Annotated in this window: 20 protein-coding genes and 1 riboswitch; of the genes, 18 read left to right on the forward strand and 2 right to left on the reverse strand. The window is 45.9% G+C overall.

Annotated elements, in window-relative coordinates; all coding sequences use genetic code 11:
* Positions 1-7: 7 nt before the first annotated feature.
* From J2S36_RS01450 to rpe, 12 genes are all read left to right on the forward strand, one after another.
* Positions 8-586: a hypothetical protein gene (locus J2S36_RS01450; RefSeq protein WP_309954814.1), complete on the forward strand. Its 579-nt coding sequence runs from the start codon at positions 8-10 to the stop codon at positions 584-586.
* Positions 587-799: 213 nt separating this feature from the next.
* The gene (efp, locus tag J2S36_RS01455; RefSeq protein ID WP_309954815.1) at positions 800-1,357 is read left to right on the forward strand and encodes an elongation factor P; all 558 of its coding nucleotides are present in this window, start codon (positions 800-802) and stop codon (positions 1,355-1,357) included.
* A gap of 126 nt (positions 1,358-1,483) precedes the next feature.
* Positions 1,484-2,008, forward strand: a complete 525-nt coding sequence (gene nusB, locus J2S36_RS01460) for a transcription antitermination factor NusB (RefSeq protein ID WP_309954817.1) — start codon at positions 1,484-1,486, stop codon at positions 2,006-2,008.
* 174 nt (positions 2,009-2,182) lie between these two features.
* Positions 2,183-2,494, forward strand: a complete 312-nt coding sequence (gene mihF / locus J2S36_RS01465; protein WP_309954819.1) for an integration host factor, actinobacterial type — start codon at positions 2,183-2,185, stop codon at positions 2,492-2,494.
* A 114-nt stretch (positions 2,495-2,608) separates the two neighbouring features.
* The gene (gene gmk / locus J2S36_RS01470) at positions 2,609-3,247 is read left to right on the forward strand and encodes a guanylate kinase (protein ID WP_309954820.1); all 639 of its coding nucleotides are present in this window, start codon (positions 2,609-2,611) and stop codon (positions 3,245-3,247) included.
* A gap of 113 nt (positions 3,248-3,360) precedes the next feature.
* Positions 3,361-3,633, forward strand: coding sequence for a DNA-directed RNA polymerase subunit omega (gene rpoZ, locus J2S36_RS01475; RefSeq protein ID WP_309954822.1), 273 nt, complete (start codon positions 3,361-3,363; stop codon positions 3,631-3,633).
* A 112-nt stretch (positions 3,634-3,745) separates the two neighbouring features.
* Positions 3,746-5,050, forward strand: a complete 1,305-nt coding sequence (gene coaBC / locus J2S36_RS01480; protein ID WP_309954824.1) for a bifunctional phosphopantothenoylcysteine decarboxylase/phosphopantothenate--cysteine ligase CoaBC — start codon at positions 3,746-3,748, stop codon at positions 5,048-5,050.
* 96 nt (positions 5,051-5,146) lie between these two features.
* Positions 5,147-6,334, forward strand: coding sequence for a methionine adenosyltransferase (gene metK / locus J2S36_RS01485; RefSeq protein ID WP_309954826.1), 1,188 nt, complete (start codon positions 5,147-5,149; stop codon positions 6,332-6,334).
* 116 nt (positions 6,335-6,450) lie between these two features.
* The gene (locus J2S36_RS01490; protein WP_309954828.1) at positions 6,451-8,691 is read left to right on the forward strand and encodes a primosomal protein N' family DNA-binding protein; all 2,241 of its coding nucleotides are present in this window, start codon (positions 6,451-6,453) and stop codon (positions 8,689-8,691) included.
* Between the two features lie 32 nt (positions 8,692-8,723).
* The gene (fmt, locus tag J2S36_RS01495) at positions 8,724-9,674 is read left to right on the forward strand and encodes a methionyl-tRNA formyltransferase (RefSeq protein WP_309954830.1); all 951 of its coding nucleotides are present in this window, start codon (positions 8,724-8,726) and stop codon (positions 9,672-9,674) included.
* Positions 9,675-9,699: 25 nt separating this feature from the next.
* Entirely contained in the window at positions 9,700-11,124 is a 1,425-nt protein-coding gene (locus J2S36_RS01500) for a transcription antitermination factor NusB (protein WP_309954833.1), read from the forward strand.
* Positions 11,125-11,169: 45 nt separating this feature from the next.
* A complete protein-coding gene (gene rpe / locus J2S36_RS01505) occupies positions 11,170-11,832 on the forward strand; it encodes a ribulose-phosphate 3-epimerase (RefSeq protein WP_309954835.1) in 663 nt (220 codons plus the stop codon).
* A 367-nt stretch (positions 11,833-12,199) separates the two neighbouring features.
* Here rpe and J2S36_RS01510 read toward each other — a convergent pair whose 3' ends face one another.
* The gene (locus J2S36_RS01510) at positions 12,200-12,946 is read right to left on the reverse strand and encodes an HtaA domain-containing protein (RefSeq protein WP_309957434.1); all 747 of its coding nucleotides are present in this window, start codon (positions 12,944-12,946) and stop codon (positions 12,200-12,202) included.
* A gap of 83 nt (positions 12,947-13,029) precedes the next feature.
* Positions 13,030-13,202, forward strand: a riboswitch (FMN riboswitch).
* Positions 13,203-13,296: 94 nt separating this feature from the next.
* Here J2S36_RS01510 and J2S36_RS01515 point away from each other — a divergent pair.
* Positions 13,297-14,052: an ABC transporter permease gene (locus J2S36_RS01515; RefSeq protein WP_309954837.1), complete on the forward strand. Its 756-nt coding sequence runs from the start codon at positions 13,297-13,299 to the stop codon at positions 14,050-14,052.
* 121 nt (positions 14,053-14,173) lie between these two features.
* Complete coding sequence (locus J2S36_RS01520) at positions 14,174-15,163, forward strand: ABC transporter substrate-binding protein (RefSeq protein WP_309954838.1); 990 nt, start codon at positions 14,174-14,176, stop codon at positions 15,161-15,163.
* A gap of 4 nt (positions 15,164-15,167) precedes the next feature.
* Here J2S36_RS01520 and J2S36_RS01525 read toward each other — a convergent pair whose 3' ends face one another.
* Positions 15,168-16,325 (reverse strand): DUF3866 family protein, encoded by a 1,158-nt coding sequence (locus J2S36_RS01525; protein WP_309954840.1) that lies wholly within the window; start codon positions 16,323-16,325, stop codon positions 15,168-15,170.
* A gap of 31 nt (positions 16,326-16,356) precedes the next feature.
* On the opposite strand from J2S36_RS01525, the gene J2S36_RS01530 reads away from it, so the two are divergent.
* From J2S36_RS01530 to J2S36_RS01545, 4 genes are all read left to right on the forward strand, one after another.
* Complete coding sequence (locus J2S36_RS01530) at positions 16,357-17,472, forward strand: helix-turn-helix transcriptional regulator (RefSeq protein WP_309954841.1); 1,116 nt, start codon at positions 16,357-16,359, stop codon at positions 17,470-17,472.
* A 12-nt stretch (positions 17,473-17,484) separates the two neighbouring features.
* Positions 17,485-18,510 (forward strand): helix-turn-helix transcriptional regulator, encoded by a 1,026-nt coding sequence (locus tag J2S36_RS01535; protein WP_309954842.1) that lies wholly within the window; start codon positions 17,485-17,487, stop codon positions 18,508-18,510.
* Between the two features lie 76 nt (positions 18,511-18,586).
* Complete coding sequence (locus J2S36_RS01540) at positions 18,587-18,976, forward strand: hypothetical protein (RefSeq protein WP_309954844.1); 390 nt, start codon at positions 18,587-18,589, stop codon at positions 18,974-18,976.
* 54 nt (positions 18,977-19,030) lie between these two features.
* Complete coding sequence (locus tag J2S36_RS01545; RefSeq protein WP_309954846.1) at positions 19,031-19,942, forward strand: diacylglycerol/lipid kinase family protein; 912 nt, start codon at positions 19,031-19,033, stop codon at positions 19,940-19,942.
* Positions 19,943-19,946: the final 4 nt, after the last annotated feature.

A 19,946-nucleotide genomic window follows, 5' to 3' on the forward strand; every position in this document is an offset into this window, starting at 1 on the left:
ACGAAAGATGGAGCTGAATTATCCAGAAATACTTTTTCTCACAGGCGCTCCAGGTACTGGGATTGCAGAAGTCGGTATTGCTTTTGAAAATAGCGGAATCCAAGTGGCTGATTTTACATCTCTTGTGGAAAGTTATGATCGGGATGCAAACCTGCAAACCGCGATCGAACTCAACTCATATACGCAATTTGATCAGGCAGGCACTGCGGTTTTAGATTTGCTGTTCACTGATATCTCAGCACAGCAAGCACGAGCAAGCCAAACCGAAGTGAAACCGCATTTCGTAATTTTGCTTCCGACCATTGCCTTTTTATCGCGATTGTGCCCCTTAACTGCGCAAATGATTGCAACCCAACTTTCGCGGAACAATGTGAGACTTGCAGTATTGCAGGAAAACCTTTCACAGATGATAATTGATAATCATCTGTTCGGGAATAGAAATAACGTGATCCTCCCGCGTCGAATCCTCCGCTCGCAATTAGCTGAATTTACTTTTGCGGTAAGTAATTTTTCACCAATGGTTATCGACGTGAGTATTCCTCAGACCAAGATGGAAATTGTTACACAAATCATTGCCGAATACTAAAATTATTGTTCGCAGCAAAGGCTTCGATCTGTCGTAATATTTTCAGATCTGTGTGGTCATACATGCAAAAGTAAAGTTATTGTACGTATCGAGAGTTAAACGTCACTCACTTTAGATATCAATATATCTGCGCGAATAAAGATTGGTTATTGTAGAGATGGAAATGCTTTTATGCGATAATGAAGAGCTTAGTGAATACAGAATGAGGTAATAATGGCAACTACCAATGATCTAAAAAATGGAATGGTGCTCAAGATCGATAACCAGCTTTGGCAGGTTGTTGAATTTCAGCATGTGAAGCCAGGTAAAGGTCCAGCTTTCGTGCGCACCAAGCTGAAGAATGTGCTTTCTGGCAAGAACGTAGATAAAACGTTCAATGCTGGCGTGAAAGTCGAAACGGCTACTGTGGATCGTCGCGATATGCAGTACCTCTACAATGACGGTCAGGATTTCATCTTCATGGATCTTGATTCTTACGAACAACTTCCAATTTCTGCAGAGGTTGTGGGAGATTCCGCGCATTTTATGCTTGAGAATCAGAATGTAGTGGTTGCAACAAATGAAGGTACCGTGCTTTTCATTGAGCTTCCAGCTTCTGTCATCCTGACGGTTGCGCACACTGAGCCGGGGCTGCAAGGTGATCGTTCTAATGCTGGTACAAAGCCGGCAACCCTTGAAACTGGTTATGAAATTCAAGTGCCTTTGTTCGTAAATGAAGGCGATAAGCTGAAGGTTGATACACGCTCTGGCGAGTACATTAATCGCGCTTGATATTTCGGAATATGGCCGAGGGCGATCATTGCCAGGTATTGTCCTCGGCCATAATCTCGCTCATTTTCACATTATTTGAGTGTTAAATTTGAATTTCATACCCAATAATCAGGACTGGACGAACTCGTGGGACAAACGCAAAATCATCGTGTAACGCAGCGTAAAGGCCGTTCAAAGCAACGTCAACGTGCTCTTGATGTACTATTTGAGGCCGATTGCAAGGATTTGCAGATTACTGATTTAGTTGATTTGCTTGCTGCAAGACAAACTCTTTCGACTGCGCAACAGCCGATTCAGGCTTATGGGACGCAAATCGTGGAAACCTATGCTGCATCGCATGATGATATTGATTCAATGATCGAGGCAGCTTCACCTGCATGGGCACTGTCACGAATGAGTATGGTAGATCGTAATCTCCTCAGAATTGGCGCCACAGAATTGATGTATCTGAATGTGGATCTGCCAATTGTTGTCAAAGAGATCGCTAATTTAGCACGCGAATTTTCCGGGGATAAAGCCGTCAGCTTTACAATGGGTATTTTGAACCGGATTGACGAAATTCGTTCTCTGGAAACCTCGGGTGAAGGTAACGCGAATCTTGTAGACGCCAGTACCTCCGATGAATTTAATTTGCCTTCACACCAAGATTAGTCCCGCTACCTGCAGCTACGCTATAACTGCGGAGTTTTGATGTCGAAAATTGGAGAAATTATTCGGCTGATGCAAATTTGAATGCTGAAATATCAAGTATTTTTTCGAAAATGCCCGTAAAATGTACCTAAGCCGTATTTATTACGGCAGCTAAAAAGAATCGGAGGTATTCAAATGGCACTCCCAGCTCTCTCCGCAGAACAACGCAAAGTAGCGTTGGAGAAGGCAGCAGCAGTACGTAAAGAACGTGCGCAATTAAAGAAAGATTTGAAAGACGGAAAAATTAAACTTTCCGAAGTTCTTGCTGCCGGAAAAGAAAATAGTGTAGCGGGTAAATTGAAAGTAAGTGCTTTGCTTACTTCACTTCCCGGTATCGGAACTGCGAAGGCTGCTTCGATCATGGAAAAGATCGGGATTTCTGCATCTCGGCGAGTTGGTGGTCTTGGGCAACATCAGGCAGAAGCATTGATCGAAATTTTCGGATAATTTTCGCTTAATATAATTCAGTAGTTAGTAGTTTTCTTCCTGATCGGCATTAACTGCTTCTTCGCGCTGCGATCAATTTTTGCATCTTGGTGCGGAGCGGTAGATAATTGCGCTATGGAAATAGAAAATCCCTACTTTAATCAGTTGCTGTGTCCTAATTTCAAAACTTCGGAAAGTTCAGCTCCAGCAAATTCATGTCAAGGATTGGCTTTCGTGATTTGTGGGCCGACGGCAGTTGGGAAAGGTACAGTTCTGCGGGAAGTTTTTCGGCGTTTACCGCAATCGTGGTATTCGATTTCTGCAACTACGCGTGCTCCGCGTCCTGGTGAGGCTAATGGGAAAGATTATTATTTCCTGAATGACGCTGAGTTTTCGGCTCTCGTAGCAGCGCAGCAGATGCTCGAATGGGCGACCGTGCACAAAATTCACCGCTATGGTACTCCAGCAGCACCAGTACATGACGCGATTGCTCACGGGAAGACCGTGATTTTAGAAGTTGATCTCGACGGTGCACGGCAGATTCGTCATTCCTTGCCGCAGGCGCCACAAATTTTTCTCGCGCCTCCTTCCTGGGAAGAACTACAAACACGGCTCATCGGTCGTGGCACTGAGTCTCAACAAGAGCAGCAAAGGCGTCTGGCTACCGCAAAGATCGAATTGGCTGCACAAAATGAGTTTGACTATATAGTGGTTAATAATACAGTGGCTAATGCCACCGAAGAGATTCTGCAAATTATCACCCAGCATCGGTAAGATTGGTCGCTGTAGGTATTTTCGATGTTAGCTTGAAAATCTTGCCTTAGTCCGGCAATCGGCTTCAGGGCACGAGTAAACTGAATTTAGATAACGAAAGTTGAGGGGTACAAATGTTTGGTACAAAGGCAAATCCAGAAGGTATCACGAAGCCAGCAATCGATGAGTTGCTTTCACGTGTTGAGTCCAAATATGAGTTAGCCGTTTTTGGTGCTACCCGCGCTCGTCAAATCAATGCATACCGCCAGGAAATGAAGTCTGGTGATGGCAATATTACCGAAGTTGGGCCACTTGTTGCGGCTAATCCTGAAGATAAGCCGCTTTCAATCGCCCTTGAAGAAGTAGCTGCAGATAAGCTTGAAAAGTCTTTGGCCCAGGAAGCTTAAGATTTCACCTGTAATTTTATGCAATTGTGTAAATTATTGCTGTAGATTGCGCCGCTGATCAATATTGAGTTAGCTGCTTGCAAGCAGTTTAGCGCTAAAGAAAGAAACACAATTGGATCCTTCAAAAGCAGTATCCGATTTGGATAATGGTTCCCGTCCCGTAGTTGTACTTGGGGTAACGGGGGGCATTGCCGCGTACAAGAGCGTGATTTTGCTGCGTCAATTGCGAAAGCTGGGAATTGAAGTACACGTGGTTCCTACTCCCGCAGCGCTTTCGATGGTTGGCAAAGTCACATGGGAAGCTATTTCCGGAAATTCTGTCAATGTTTATACCGATGACGGTGCCGATCGTGTAACTCATGTCGCCTATGGGCAGCGTGCTGATTTAATTGTGATTGCTCCCGCCACAGCAAACTCGATTGCAAAAATTCGTTTCGGAATAGCCGATAATCTGTTGCTAAATACTGTGCTTGCTGCGCGCTGTCCGGTATTGCTCGCACCTGCGATGCATACCGAAATGTGGCAAAACCCCGCCACGCAAGAAAATATCGCAATCTTAAAAGCGCGCGGTTTTCACTTCGTTGGTCCAGAAAACGGGCAACTGACTGGAGCGGATTCCGGTATCGGCAGAATGAGCGAACCAGATCGAATCTTAAATTCAGTAATGGATCTCTTGCAGCATGCAAAGTGCCGTCTATCTGCTGCCGCAAAACAACTGCTTGGAAAAAATATTCTGATCAGTGGGGGAGGCACTCATGAGCCGATTGATCCGGTACGATATATCGCAAATAAATCTACTGGCAAGATGGCAGTAGCTCTTGCCCATGAGTTTCTGCGGCTTGGTGCGCAAGTTACTCTTGTGAGCGCAAATATTACCGATGAAAATCTTTCGGCTTTGCAGTATTGTGGCAAACAGTCTGAGTTGAAAATCGTGAAAGTAACTACCGCACTGGAATTGGCTGAGAAAATGGAGCAGCTGGCACCAAATGCGGATGCACTGATCATGGCTGCTGCTGTAAGTGATTATCGCGTAGCATCTGCTCAGTCGGTAAAGTTAAAGCGAAGTGATGCGTTACAAGAGCTTGTGCTTGTGCCGAATCCGGATATTCTAAAACATTTGGTGGATACAAGAAACGCGCGAAAGGCACAAGTTATTTGCGGTTTTGCTGCCGAAACAGGCAGCCCTGAAAAAACATATCTTGAGTATGGGAAGGAAAAAGCACGGCGAAAGGGTGCTGATCTTCTGGCTATAAATCAAGTTGGGCAGGAACTCGGTTTTGGTGATGTACAGACCGAACTTTCTTTCGTCGATCGAGACGGTAAGATACTCGCTGCTGCATCTGGCAGTAAACTCGAAGTGGCAAAAGCGTTTGCAGCTTTCATAAGTGAGCAAGTACTAGCTTTAGAAAGTAGCTGAATCGGCGATAGATCGATAGAATGAATGGTTGTTGAGCCGTTCAAATCCGGTATTTATTTTCAAGTTCTAGTTTATAAAGCGAGTATAACTTTGGCGATGCAAGCGTTTACTTCTGAATCTGTTACGGAAGGTCATCCTGATAAGGTCTGTGATCGTATTTCAGATGCGATTTTGGATGCGATTTTACAGCAGGATTCTGCTGCGCATGTGGCCGTGGAGGCGATGGCAACTACAGGTTTAGTGCATGTAGCCGGGGAAGTTACTACAACCGCTTATGTGGAAATCCCGGAAATAATTCGGACAGTTCTTGCTGAAATTGGTTATACTTCCTCACAAATTGGTTTTGATGCAGGATCTTGCGGAATTTCAGTTTCGATTGGATCACAGTCGTCAGATATCGCCCAGGGTGTTGTAAATTCTCTCGAAGCTCGTAATGCTAGCAGTGAGATTGAAACTTTTGATCAGCAAGGAGCAGGGGATCAAGGCTTGATGTTTGGTTATGCGTCTAACGAAACATCTGTTTTGATGCCGTTACCGATTCACCTTTCACATCGACTTGCCGAGCAATTGGCAAAGGTTCGCAAGAGTGGGGAAGTTCCAGGTCTGCGCCCTGATGGCAAAACACAAGTCACAGTTTCTTATGATCGTGGAGTGCCTGTTTCAATCGATACGATCGTTGTTTCTACACAGCATGATGATCACATCAGCCAAGCTGAGCTTGCTGCCGTGATCGAAAATGCAGTAATTGATCCAGTTTTGGAAATTCATGCTGAGGGATATTTACCACGGCGGCCAGAAATATTGGTTAATCCGTCCGGACGGTTTGTGATTGGCGGCCCAATGGGCGATGCTGGTTTAACGGGGCGGAAAATTATCGTCGATACGTACGGCGGAATGGCTCGTCACGGTGGCGGAGCTTTCTCTGGAAAAGATCCTTCAAAGGTGGATCGTTCAGCTGCTTACGCCGCAAGATGGGTCGCGAAGAATGTGGTTGCAGCTGGGCTCGCAGAACGCTGTGAGATCCAAATTGCATACGCAATTGGGCGAGCACATCCAGTTTCCTTGCGCGTTGATACCTTTGGCACAGAAAAGTATGAACTTTCACGGATCGAGAATGCGGTTCAGAAGGTTTTCGATTTGCGACCAGCTGCGATTATCGCACAGCTTGATTTGCTCCGTCCGATTTATGCAAAGACGGCTTCCTATGGTCATTTTGGCCGTGAGCTGCCTGAATTCACTTGGGAGCGGACTGATCGTATTGCAGATTTGCTTGCTGCATTATAATTTTCCTGGTTGTTGTTAACTCTGGTGTGCTGAGAATCTGAGGTTCTTGCAGCTGAAAATTTTAATCAGTTAAAAAGCAAGCGATTTTCCGAGGAAGGCCGTGATTCAATATATCCATGGGATCAAATACGAAGTTTTCTCGCGAATCACTATTACAAGATTTACCTCAGTTTTCTAAACAAACTGAGCTGCTTAGTGTTGCGCCAATGCCGGTAAATATTGATTCATCAGTGCATGATCCAATAGCGCGCATTTACCCTGATATCCCATTGCCGCATATGAGTCAGCTTTTTGATTACGAAATTCCACCCCGTTTTGCTGATTTATCTGTGGGTGCGCGTGTAAAAATTTCACTTGGCGGGCAAAAGGTCACCGGAATCGTTGCCGAGCGTTGTGCAACCACAGTGAATAATAGTAAATTGCGTGAAATTGAGTCAGTGATTTCAAATGTACCGGTATTACAGCCGCAGTTGCGCGAACTATTAGAATGCATCTCGCTTACATATTTCAGTCCAATTGCTGAATTATTTCGGCTGGCTATTCCGGGGCGGCATGCTCGCGCAGAAAAAGAGTATTATGCACTTCCACCTGCGCAAGCAGCGCATGGAGAGATTTCTGATGATTATCGTTTTCCACAGTACTATCAGGATGCAGCTGCTTTCTCCAGTGGTGATTATCTCGCGCTTCCAGAGCAGACGCTGCTTCATCTTCTTCCCTCCGATGATATCGAAATTTTTGTGCCATGTATCAAACGTGTTTTATGTGATGCAGGTACAGTATTATTGCTTGCTCCTACTGCGCGTGAAGTTGAGCGGATCGCAGCAAAAATCAAGCTGATTTTCCCTGATATATCGCTTGCGAAATGGTCTTCAGATAATTCACATGCAGCTCGTTATACGATGTTTCTTTCTGCGCTCGAAGGGCGTACACGCATCATAATCGGTACTCGTGTAGCAATCTGGGCGCCATTGAAGGATCTAAAATTAATCATCCAATTCGATGATTCTCATTCTGCCTATCGTGAGCGGCGGAGTCCTTATCTCGATGCGCGTGATGTGCTTCGGCAACGTACCAGAATTGAATCAGCAAAGTTTTGTATTGCTGCTTATGGTCCAAGTATTCCCGCGCTTGCAGGGATGATGCCGATTGCTGCGCAAGTACAAAGAAATCAACAAATTCATGACGGTGCTCTTAAACTTTTACCTGCAGGCGAAGATCTTTTGCCGAAAGAACAAGTGATAATGGCTGATTTAGCAGCTCGAAAAGGATTATTGCCACAAGTACTTGGCGCAAATCAGTTTCAATATGAAGCCGCGCCTTGGAGCAGGATGCCTAGTTCCTTATATTCCGTTGTGCGGGAAGGATTGAACCGCGATGCTGTGCTAATTGTGGTTCCCCAAGCTGGGTATATTCCAAAATTAGCTTGTCTGCGTTGTGGCGAAATTGCAGTTTGTACTGAGTGCGGCGGGAGGCTCCAAATCCCTGCTCCAAATCGCTTTCCAGAATGCATTCGTTGCGGATTGCGTGCGCAAAAATATTGTTGCGTGCACTGCCAAGGGCAGCAGCTCAAAAGCTCGCAAGTAGGCTCCGAACGTACAGCTTTTGAAATTGGGCGAGCTTTCCCGTCTGTTCCAATAAATTTAACGGCAAGCCAAAATGTGAACACAGCAGTAAAAGCTGGGCAAATAGTTGTTGCGACTCCGGGGAATGAGCCGCGATATCACCCCCGGTATGCGGCTGCGGTGGTTTTTGATTGCGGATATTTACTCAGCGGAAATAGTCTGAATACGGAAGCACAATTCTTACGCACGATTGCAAAGACGATGAGTTTTGTAAAGCCTAGATCCGAAGGAGGAAAAATATTATTAATTGGCGCGGTGCCAACGGAGCTGATCAATGTGATTGGTCGCTGGGAATATCTGCAATGGGAAGTAAATGCATTTGCAGAACGTACTAATTTAGGTCTTCCGCCAGCACATGATTGGATCGAAGTATCTGGTTCACATCTTGAATTGCGGAAATTCCTTGGTCTATTGCAAAGTATGATCACAGAATCAATCGCGAAGTATACTGCGATCGAAAATCACCGCAGCTCCACCGTAAATCTTTCCTTCGCAGAAGAAAGCTCTGCCGCACAAATAATTGATCCGCTCAGCACTGGAGGAAGCCACGAAGTACTTATCGGCGCAAAAATTCTTGGGCCCAACACGATCAGTGATAATTTGCAGCGAATATACTTAGTACCTGAAAATGAATTTCGATATACCTACCTAGCTGTAATTGATCGTATTAATCGGATTGCTTCAGCTCAAAAGCTCACGCCTGGTCTGCGAATTTGCCGCAATCCGGCACTATAATCATTAGCGACAAGAAATTTTAGGAGGATCCATTGCGTATTATTTTTGCTGGCACACCTCATACAGCCATCCCAACATTGCATGCACTGGCAAAATGTCATGAAATTATTGCAGTATATACACGTGAACCGGCACCACAAGGGCGGAAACGTGTACTTACAAACTCTCCAGTTCATGACTATGCATTACAGCATGGATATCCGGTATATACTCCCAGCACTTTACGCGATCCGGATGTTGCCCAAGAGTTGCAAGATTTAGCTCCGGATGCGGTAGCAGTAGTTGCTTATGGTTTATTGATTCCCGAGGAACTATTGCAAATTCCTCGGCTTGGCTGGTTTAACCTGCATTATTCGCTGCTGCCTCGTTGGCGTGGTGCTGCTCCGGTGCAGGCTGCTATTGCTGCTGGTGATCAGACAATCGGAACTTGTGTATTTCAAATTGAGAAGGGTCTTGATACTGGTCCGGTACTGAGTAAAAATAGTTTCGTCTTGGATCGAAGTCTTACGGCTGGCGAGATTCTTGCGCAACTTTCAGAATCTGGTGCGGAGCAAATGGTGCATGTCTTTTCACAACTTGCTGCAGGCACTGCAACATCTCATGACCAAGAGGGCGAATCCAGTTATGCCCCAATGATCAACGCGCAAATGGCACAAATCGATTGGGATCGTCCTGCCTCCTCAGTGCAGAACCAAATTCATGCATATCTTCCTGAGCCTGGATCATGGACGGAATTTAATGCTAAGAGGATCAAGATCAACGCAGTAAAAGTTCAAAACGAAAATAGTTCTGAATTTCAGCCTGGCAGCATTTTTCTAATTGGAAAAAAAGTTTGCGTTGCTACCGCAAAAGGCACGATCGAATTGAGTGACGTAGCACCAGCAGGGAAAAAATGGATGTCTGCTGCTGATTGGCTGCGTGGTATCCGCCAATCAGATCCGAAATTTGGTCTTCCCAACAAAACAAATACAAGTCAAGCGTAAAATCACGCAAAATTAGGAATATTCTATGACTCAATATCGTCCGAAAAATTGGCGCCCAGGGCGTGCTGCATCTGATCGCGTTCGGAAAATTGTTTTCGACGTGCTGATTGATGTTGCACAAAATGATTCCTACGCTAACCTCTTGTTACCGAAAGCATTAAAACGAGGCAATTTCCAAAAACAAGATGCAGCATACGCCACTAATCTTTGTTATGGCACTCTACGCTTACAAGGGCGTTGGGACGCAATTATTGCTACGTGTACGAATGGAAGAAAACTCACGGATATTGATATTCCGGTCTTGGTACTTTTACGCATGGGTGCACATCAATTATTGGAATTCAAAACTCCAGCACATGCAGCAATCTATGAAACAGTAACTCTTGCACGCAATGAATTGGGCAGTGGCGCAAGTGGATTCATAAATGCCGTGCTCCGCCGAGTTTCCGAACGCACAATTACACAATGGCGTGATCATGTACGCGATATTTCTGGTGGAAATTACGGATCGGTACAATTTTTGGCAACGTGGTTTTCTCATCCGGAGTGGATCGTGCGAGCTTTGGTGAATGCATTGAAGGCCAATGGCAGATCAACAAAAGATATCGTTTCGGTGCTGAAAGCAGATAATATTCCAGCTCCTGTAGCCTTAGTTGCACGGGATCTGAAAATTTCAGATTTACAAACTGATATCGAAAAAGGATCAATGCGGCACGAGCCAGGTAAACTCATGCCGCAATCCCTGCTTCTCACTAATGGTGATCCAGCTCGCATCTTTGCAGTAAAAGATAAGTTAGCTGGCGTGCAAGATGAAGGCTCACAACTGGTTGCAAAAATATTTACCACTGCCGCAGTTGAGAATGAAGACAAAAAATGGCTGGATTTATGCGCTGGACCAGGCGGGAAAAGCGCCACTATTGCTGCAATCGCCACCCAGCGCAGCGCACATTTATATGCGAATGAATTACATTCACATCGGCTTGATCTCGTTTCCCAAGCAGTTCAACCATGGTCAGAGATTATTTCTTTGCGTACCGGAGACGGACGCGATATCGGAATAGAAGAACCGGAAAGCTACGATCGGATCTTAGTTGATGTACCTTGTACAGGAATTGGAGCATTGCGCCGTCGCCCAGAAGCAAGATGGCGGAAAAATCCGTCAGATGCAATCGATCTGCAGCAACTCCAGATTGAACTGCTCGAATCGGCATGGAATGCCCTCAAGCCAGGTGGCGTGTTAGTGTACTCCACCTGTTCGCCATATCTTCCGGAAACACACGAAGTCATAAAGCAATTTTTAGCTGAACATCCTGCAGCCAAACTACTAGATGCGCCAAAAATTGCCAACAGCGTGGCAAAAATAAAATTTACATCGCCCACGAAAATGTTACAGTTATGGCCTGATTTGCATCACAGTGATGCAATGTTCGCAGCCGTTATAAAGAAATAAAACTGGATTTATCGATCACTGATTCTGAAATCTGAAAGGCCGAATGTGAGTATCCGCATCAATCCCTCAATTCTAAACTGTGATTTCTCGAATTTACGCGGAGAAATCGCAAAAATTTCCAACGCCGATTTTGCACACATCGATGTGATGGATAATCATTTTGTGCCAAACTTAACTCTCGGTTTGCCGATTGTGGAAGCAATCAAAAAAGCTACAAAAATTCCACTCGATTGCCATTTAATGATCGAAAAACCTGATCTATGGGCTCCACAATATGCCGAAATTGGCAGTGAATCTGTCACCTTTCATGCTGAGGCAGCACAAGCACCAATCCGGCTCGCAAGAGAGTTACGAAAACTCGGTGCGCGGGCAGGTCTCGCAGTAAAACCTGCAACACCAATCGAGCCATACCTTGAGATTTTAAGCGAATTCGACATGATTTTGATCATGACGGTAGAACCTGGCTTTGGTGGGCAGAAATTCATCTCACAGATGCAACAAAAAATTATACGTACACGTGAAGCTGTAAATAAATCCGGTTTAGACGTGTGGATTCAAGTAGATGGTGGAATCTCACGAGACACGATCGAAATTGCGGCCGCAGCTGGCGCAGATACCTTTGTAGCTGGTTCAGCAGTATATTCTGCTGCAGACGCATATCAAGAAGTAGAGTCTTTACGAAATTTAGCTCACGCACATTGTCACTAACTACGTGTGCCTTATGTGGGTCTATCTCGTTCAGCGTGTAACTAGTGGTTTTTCATTTCTATTTTGAAAAATTATTCGCAAGCTGCTCTGCTAACTGCGATTCCACAGCCCGACGGATTGTAATAATCTGTTTTGGATATTTTCGCAATAACTTTCGCATGTCTGTCTCGTGGTAAACCACCTCGATAGCACCGGCTGCTATATTACGTATTATCGACACCCTACACTTTCATTAGAAACCCGTTGTCTGCAGAACATATTAGCGCGGATTTCCGGCGGCAGAAACGGCGGCTGAGAACATTAATAATATTCTCAGCCGCCGCAAGATGCCGGCGATATCGCCGCTATCCGCACTCAGTTGTGATGTTTAGGCGTTTTCCGCTTGGTATGTGTTCTTGCGTCGGTGGTATACCGAGGCAAGAATCCCTGCACCCATAAGCGCAATCAGCAGCGACCAAATAATCAAATTTCCTGCAGCAGCACCGGTACGGGCAAGTGTGTTGCCGAAAGCGTCATATTCAACCAAATTGCCGTCCTTATCACATGTAGTTGCCGAAACTAGAGCAACGGAGGAAGACATCGGCGCTAATTTTTCACCTGCTTTGTAGAAGCCGGCAAATGCTTTTGCACCGTCAGCGGTGAGTCTGACTGCTGCTCCAGAGAAGATCAGGCGGGAATCGGTAACTTTAATTCCGTTGAAAGTAACGGTTGCGAAATTGACTCGACCCAGGCTGAACTTATTGCCGCTCATATCGGATCCGGAAACATTCATATAGAGACTTGCGGTGTTTCCGTTAATAACGAGAGCCGGGCTGCTGATACGGATGTCGAGAACGCCGTTATGGCCGGTAAAGTGAACTGAACCGCTGTAGTAAATTTTACCGGTGCGGGTTGCGGTGTTGTAGCGTCCGCCGGTTGCCGGGAAGTTGAACTGCGCCCCGTCCCAGGAAGCGCCAGCGAGATCCCATTTACCATGCGCGATCGGGCCGCGCAGGTAGGATGTGAAAGAGGAGCGTAGCGCCCAGCTTAGCGATCCGTTGGTGATGCGCTTCTTGTGCGGGTCAGCTTCGCACTTCTGAAGCTGTTCATGCTGCGTCGGCGGTTGAGGCTGAATCTGTGGTTGAGGCGGAGCCTGCTATACGTAAGGCACGCACCCCTTCCTCGTACAGAATAATTGCGCTATACTGAACGGGTACGAAAGTGCTCCAGGGTCAGTGAAAGTCTGAACCGGCGGTGATAGTCCGCGAGCCATTCGCGCAGCAATCTAATTCGGCCACGATGAGTTTTGGTTATGGATTATTGTCTGAGCTTTGGTTGAAGGGGTGAAATTCCTCTACCGACGGTAAAAGTCCGGATGGGAGGCGCACTCTACCAGATGCAGCTATTGCGGCATCTGGATTGTTTGTGTACTTTTCTTGGCGTGCTTTTGCGCTAAAACAATAGCACAAGAATAAGGACACAAATTTGCGTTTACCAAATTGGCTCGCACCAGTATTACTCGGATTATCCGTAATCTTGGGATGGCTGATCTTTACCACTACCGGCATCATTGCACCGTATCTTTTACCGCATCCGGGAGCAGTACTAGCAAATCTGATTCACGGCTTAACTGCAGGATATCTTCTCGACTCGCTTGTGCAAACGAATATCGAAGCCGGGATCGGCGCTGGATTTGCAGCAATAATTGGAGTTCCTCTCGGATTAGCGATTGCACATTGGAAAATTTTCAGTGCTTCAATCGAGCCGTATCTTGCCGCGTCTCAAGCCATCCCAGCCGTTGCAATTGCACCACTTTTAGTCACGTGGATTGGCTACGGGATCGCACCCATCATTACACTCTGTGCAATTATCGTCGTGTTCCCAATCGTGATCAGCACAGGAGTCGGGATCAGGAGCATCGATTCAGATGTGATTGCTGCGGCGCGTCTCGACGGTGCCGGCGGTATCAACCTATTAACTCGGATTGAAATTCCACTTGCTGCTCCAAATATCCTCGCCGGTTTTCGGAACGGTTTCACTCTTGCAATCACGGGAGCAGTAGTAGGGGAAATGATTATTGGCGGTCAAAAAGGACTTGGCATCATGCTGATTACCGCGCAGCATTTACATGATTTGCCCGCGATGTTCGCAACGATCATTTTACTTGCAATCACAGCAGTATTTATTTACCTGATACTCCGCGCTATTGAAATGAAGGTAGTGCAAATCGTATCAGTCTAAATACGGCACATCTATTTCGCCGATAATTCACTAATAACTAGCGTCAGAGAAAATCATTAAAATATCCGAAAGGAAAGAAATGTCTCACAAATTCCGCTCCCTTAGCTGCATACTTGCGATAATGCTAGCTCTCACTGCATGTACTATTGGAAACACTGGCAAGACTGATGTCAATTCCGAACAAAATACTGGTAAAGCAAGTGCTACCAAGCTCACCGTAGGATTAACATATATCCCAGATATTCAATTTTCGCCATTATATGTAGCAGCTGCGAAAGGTTATTTCCAAGAGGCAGGTCTTGATGTTAATTTGCGTCATCATGGACCTCAGGAAACACTCTTTGGTGCATTGCAAGCCGGCGAAGAAGACATCGTCTTTGCCGGTGGCGATGAAATGATGCAGGCACGTTCCACCGGAATTGATGTCGTAAACTGGGCGACGATGTATCAACAGTACCCGGTTTTGCTAATTGCGCCGAAAGCCGCACAGATTAAATCTTGGTCAGATCTTGCCGGAAAGAAAGTCGGGCTTCCAGGTCCATACGGCGAAAATTATTACGGCTTACTTGCGGCATTGCAGATTCATGGATTAACCGACAAAGTACAAATTGAATTTATTGGATATACACAAGCTGCCGCATTGCAGGCAAAAAGGGTTGATGCAATCATTGGTTTTGCTAATAATGATCCGATCGCATTGCGCAATGCTGGTCTTGATGTGGTGAATATTGGACTTACTGACGGCACGCAACCACCACTGGTGGGAGTAGGATTCGGATCAATGAGCAACAATATCCATCCAGAGGTGTATCACAAATTCTTGCATTGTATTGAACGAGCAGTGCAAGAAGCAAGTGCAGATCCTGAAACTGTCTTAACCATTACTGAAAAATATGTGCCGAGCCTGAGCGAAGCAACTGCCCGTAAAAATGCACGCGAAGTATTACAAGAAACGCTACGGCTTTATCGCGGAACAGGAGAGTTTGGGCAGCAGAATCCAACTATTTGGAAACAAATGGCTAAATTCCTGGCAGAAAATAATATTTTAGAAGGCCCCGTAGCAGCCGAAGAATCATATACGACGGCTGTACTTACTGCAGCAAGCAACTAGACTTTTACCCACTGATTTCGGCAGCGAACTTTCCAGCCGCAGCTGCAGCAATAAATCCACTTGCATCCTGGCTAAAACTGCGTCCCATTGTGCGCAGCGAGTACGGACTGTTTTCCAGAATTGGAATCAGCTGTGCAATGTCTACCGACTTCAGCTGCAATTGTTTGTATTGTGTTAGCTGCGCAAGATTTTTCTTTAGCTTCGCAAGAAAATCTGAATGAAGGAGGAAATTTCCAGCAGAATCCTGAGCTTGCGCAAGTTCATGAAGTGCAGGCACGATAATGCTGCATTCAACATTCACAAGATCTTTCAAGATTCGTAACGAGTGATGCGAAATGCCATAGTGCCGTCCGCGTTTATCTGCATTTGATAAACGCAACGCAGCGATCGGGCGTCCGTTTAAAATGCCCGCTGCATTCAATGCTTCACCGATTTGTGTACCAGAAAATCCCCATTTCGTGCCAGTACCAAGGTTTCCCGGGCCTTGCGCCACCACCGTGATATCTGCATTCCACACGTGTTTTGCAGCAAGTAGCGCCGTATATATATTTACTGCCTCCAGTTTGCCACCAAAAGCCTGCCCTGCAGTGATCGTGCCCAGGATCGCACCGTCCGCTTCTAGTTGCGCAGCTACCTGGGAAAACCATGCTGGTAATGCTCCACCATCGGTCATCACGTAAGCGATCCGTTTGCGCGGAGAAACTGATTGAATACCGAGCACAATAGCTGGCAATGCAGAATGTAGATCTGCGCAAATAACTGGCATTTGCTTGATATCGTCAGCATCAGCAAGTAAGTGATGATAGTCTGATTCTTGCTCATCGACGCCTTGTACCATGAATTGCGTTGGAGTGTAACGCGCCTTCATTAGATGCCCTGGTTGCGGCGGCGGATCAGCGGGTAGACAAGAAGTATTTGCGACAACAAAAAGATATCCACCTGTCCCTAAACCCTTCTGCACGGCTGCTGTCGACAGTAGTACAATATCGCCGATATGTACTTCTCCGGTGATTGGACGATAGGCAAGAGCCTGATGCGTCTGCAATTGCTTTGTACTATCAAGTTCACTTGCATCTGTGTCAAGTAGTTGCACTTGCAGTTCAACTGCTTCGCTCCAACTACGTCCAAGTGAAATTACTTTTCCTCGTCGCCAAATCATCATAAGTACATCGTACTTCACTAGAATGGAAGCTATGGTCAAGCAGACAACCTCACTTACGAGTCAACGTCGAATTACTTTGCAGATTTTCTTACAAAGTAATCTCCGGGTGACGGCTGAGCAGATTGCAAATTTACCGATTTATCGCGCGCTGGAGCTGACGGATGCAGCATTGAAAAATCGCATTCACGAGGATCTGAAAATTCTTCGCGAGTCGGGGATCGATGTAGTAAATCACCAAATATCCGGTACGCATTATTTTTCGATTGATACTAGTGATGAGATTCCGTTAGATATTCCTCCTGGATTTGATGCAACCCTATTGCGGACGATTTTGCGCTATCATTCGGATTTTACGCAGGTACAATTTGCGATGTCGGGGGTACAAAAACTACTTGCAGAGGCGAATCCTGCGGATCAGAAATCTGTTCATCGCGCACAGGTAGTTGCAAACTTGCCAAAAGGCGGGTTCATTCCACAAATCGCTCGCGCAATTGCGCGAGGAAACGGAATCAGCTTTGATTACTATTCCGTCAACGCACAAGAACCAAAGCGTTACACAGTGGTACCACGCGCATTAGTGCCGCATTTTGAGTCATTCTATCTATATGGATATAAAGTGCTAAATCATTCGAATGCGGAATTGATCATCGCGCCAGATGAACGTATCTTCCGTACATCGCGTATTCTCACCAGCCCAAGTGAATTTATCTTGCCGGCAAATTTTTCGCTTCCCAAGCAGCCTCGCTTAATGCCGCAAAGATCCACTTCGACTGCTTACAAGCAGCATAGGTACACATCAAATACGCAAGAGCGTTCAGATACCCCGGATAGTCCGGTGCAATTTAACCATTTCGCTACTGCATCTGCAGTCGTTCGGATCCGGCAGGAGAAAGCAATTCCATTGCGCGCTATTGCGCAAAAAATTCTCCCCCAAAATACTCAAGATGCGATCAACTTTGATTATTTCAAACTGCCCCAGATGTATCCAGAAGATCTTTTTGAACTGCTTTGTTTCTACGGCAACGATGTAGAGTTGATAGCTCCACAAGCACTCCGCAATGAGTTTATTACACGTTTGACACAGCTTGCACATTATACAAGCGCAGATTTGATACAAACACCGTCTCAGCACAGTTCGGCGCAGTAAGGAGTATAAATCATGGATTTGACCCTTTCTCGAAAACTCTCAATACTTGCATATTTAGCTGCTCAAGGTCCGATACCATTACGCGAACTTGCGCTCCATTATCACCTTACGCCAGAAGCAATGCACCGTGAATTACGCGATTTATTTCTGGTGGAATTGACTCAGGCTGGCGGATATGAATGCCCGATCGATCTTGATTTTAGTGAATCTTATTCAATCAACGATTATGTATCTTTACAACTTGAGTCTGCACGTACATTAAGTAAATTACATCTGGGTTTCGATGAGGTAATCACTGTACTGGCATGGATCGACTATTTATTGCCAATCGCTGACGATCAGCAGCATACAGCTTTACTTTCATTGCGCGATTTAATCTGTGCCGGATTGGCAAAAAGCGGCTACCAGCAAGCAACCTGGCCTGTTCCAAGTAACACTCTGAATCGTACCGAAATCGAAAAACTTAATCTTGCGATGGCACGCCAGCACGATGTGCAATTCGCATATTGGAAAGCTGCCACAGAAAATTCGGGTGCCTCATCCCATTTAGTTACTGGTACGCCACTTGAATTTATCGCTACCCGTCAGCCAGCGATACATCTGCATACAGCTGAAGGAATTCGCACATATCGGCTTGATCGCATCACTGACGTTGCGGTCATTAAAGCCCGTCGAAATCGGAAAGATTTAAATACTGCACGCTCGCTTGCACGCAAAGAGCAGATTTCGTTTACCGGCGGAAAGCTCATTTTAAAATGCACGCCACAAGCCCAATGGATCATCGATGCATATCCCGAAATCGAGATCATTAGTGACACCGATACTCGCACCAGTGCGCATGATTCATCTGCAACAACTCCTCACTTTATCCGCCTAAAAATCAGTTATGCGAATACTGCGAGTTTATTTGCAATATTGATGCGACTAGGAAAGCAAATACTGGAAATCGAAGCGGGATCGGTAACTGATAAGATTGGATTATATGCGAGGAAAATTCTTGATATTTATCCAGACGGTTTCTCAGCAAGCTCGAACTAACTCTGATTCCGTCAGGCAAAAGAAAAATTGATATTCAGTGCCGCAACTGCCATCGCTACTATGAAAGGAATAGCTAATGGCTTGGAAGATCTTAATCGTAGGGCTTTTCGTGCTTGCGATATATTTTGGCTATCAGGTATTTCTCCTGGTGCGTGCGCTAAAAAAGCTGGCGCATGCGGCTTCTGGATTCGGCGCCGCATTTTCTCCTTATGCCACTGCGCATTTGCGCAAATACGTTGCCAGCCGAAGTGTCTGGGAAGATCCGCAGCGGATTGTTGCAGCGCTTGCTGTGCACGCACAGATCAAGGATACTCGGCAATGCAATCGCCAACGGCGTTTCACACTCGCTACCGATCGTTGGATGCAGAGTGATTCAGCTAGCTATTCGCGTATCGATACACCAGCACGGATGCAGGCGAAAAACTATCGCGCGGCACGCAAAGAAAACTTACGAACTGAAAAATAGCAATTCACGGCATAAAGTGAACGTGTTCGATTGCATAATTAAATGGAGTAACGGTTGATTATTGGTATCTCATTGAATCCTGAATCGGGTAAAGGCCGCGGTTCCCGGTACCGACGCGAAATTTTCCAGATATTAAGCACCTACGATGTAAAAGTTGTTGAACTGGTAGCCGATAGCGCTGAACAACGGTTGCTTCGGATTCGTACAGCTGTGCAGACTCGCGAAATTGACGCACTGATCGTAGCCGGTGGTGACGGTATGATTCACTTAGCGGTAGCAGCGACGGCTGGTTCAAATATTCCGCTTGGAATCGTTGCAATCGGTACTGGAAATGATATTGCGCGCGAATTCATGCTTCCTTCGCATCACATCGAAGGATCACTACAACAGATCATGACGGCTTTTCTGACACAAAAATTCTATCTCGCAGATGTTTTAGAAATTACTTCTCGTGCAGAAACGCATTATGCACTTGCGATTGCAAGTGTGGGAATTGATGCGGACGTGAATCAACGCGCAAATCAGATGTCGTGGCCAAAGGGAAATTTGCGATATCTGCGCGCGATCCCTCCAGCGTTGAAATCTTTTCAACCTTATGGTGTAAAACTGACAATTGATGGGGTCGTAAAATCGGGTTCGATCACGCTTTTGTCGATCGCTAATACGCGTTATTTTGGTGGCGGGCTCAATATTGCTCCAGATGCTTTACCAAATGATGGCTTACTCGATTTAGTTTTAGTTGGCGGATTAAAAATGCGTACTATTGGTGGTTTACTGTCCCGGTTAATGTTTGAGCGCCATACTTTGCATCCTTTTGTGCATACGCGGCGGATCAAGTCGGTACTGATCGAACCAGATTTGAGCTGCGGGGCACAGCCGCCAGCATTAATGGCCGACGGCGAATATATCTGCGAATTACCTGCAAAAATCAATGTTTTGCCGGGCGCTTTACAGCTTGCAATGTGAGTGA

The organism is Arcanobacterium hippocoleae (assembly GCF_031456295.1).
Classification (GTDB): domain Bacteria; phylum Actinomycetota; class Actinomycetes; order Actinomycetales; family Actinomycetaceae; genus Arcanobacterium_A; species Arcanobacterium_A hippocoleae.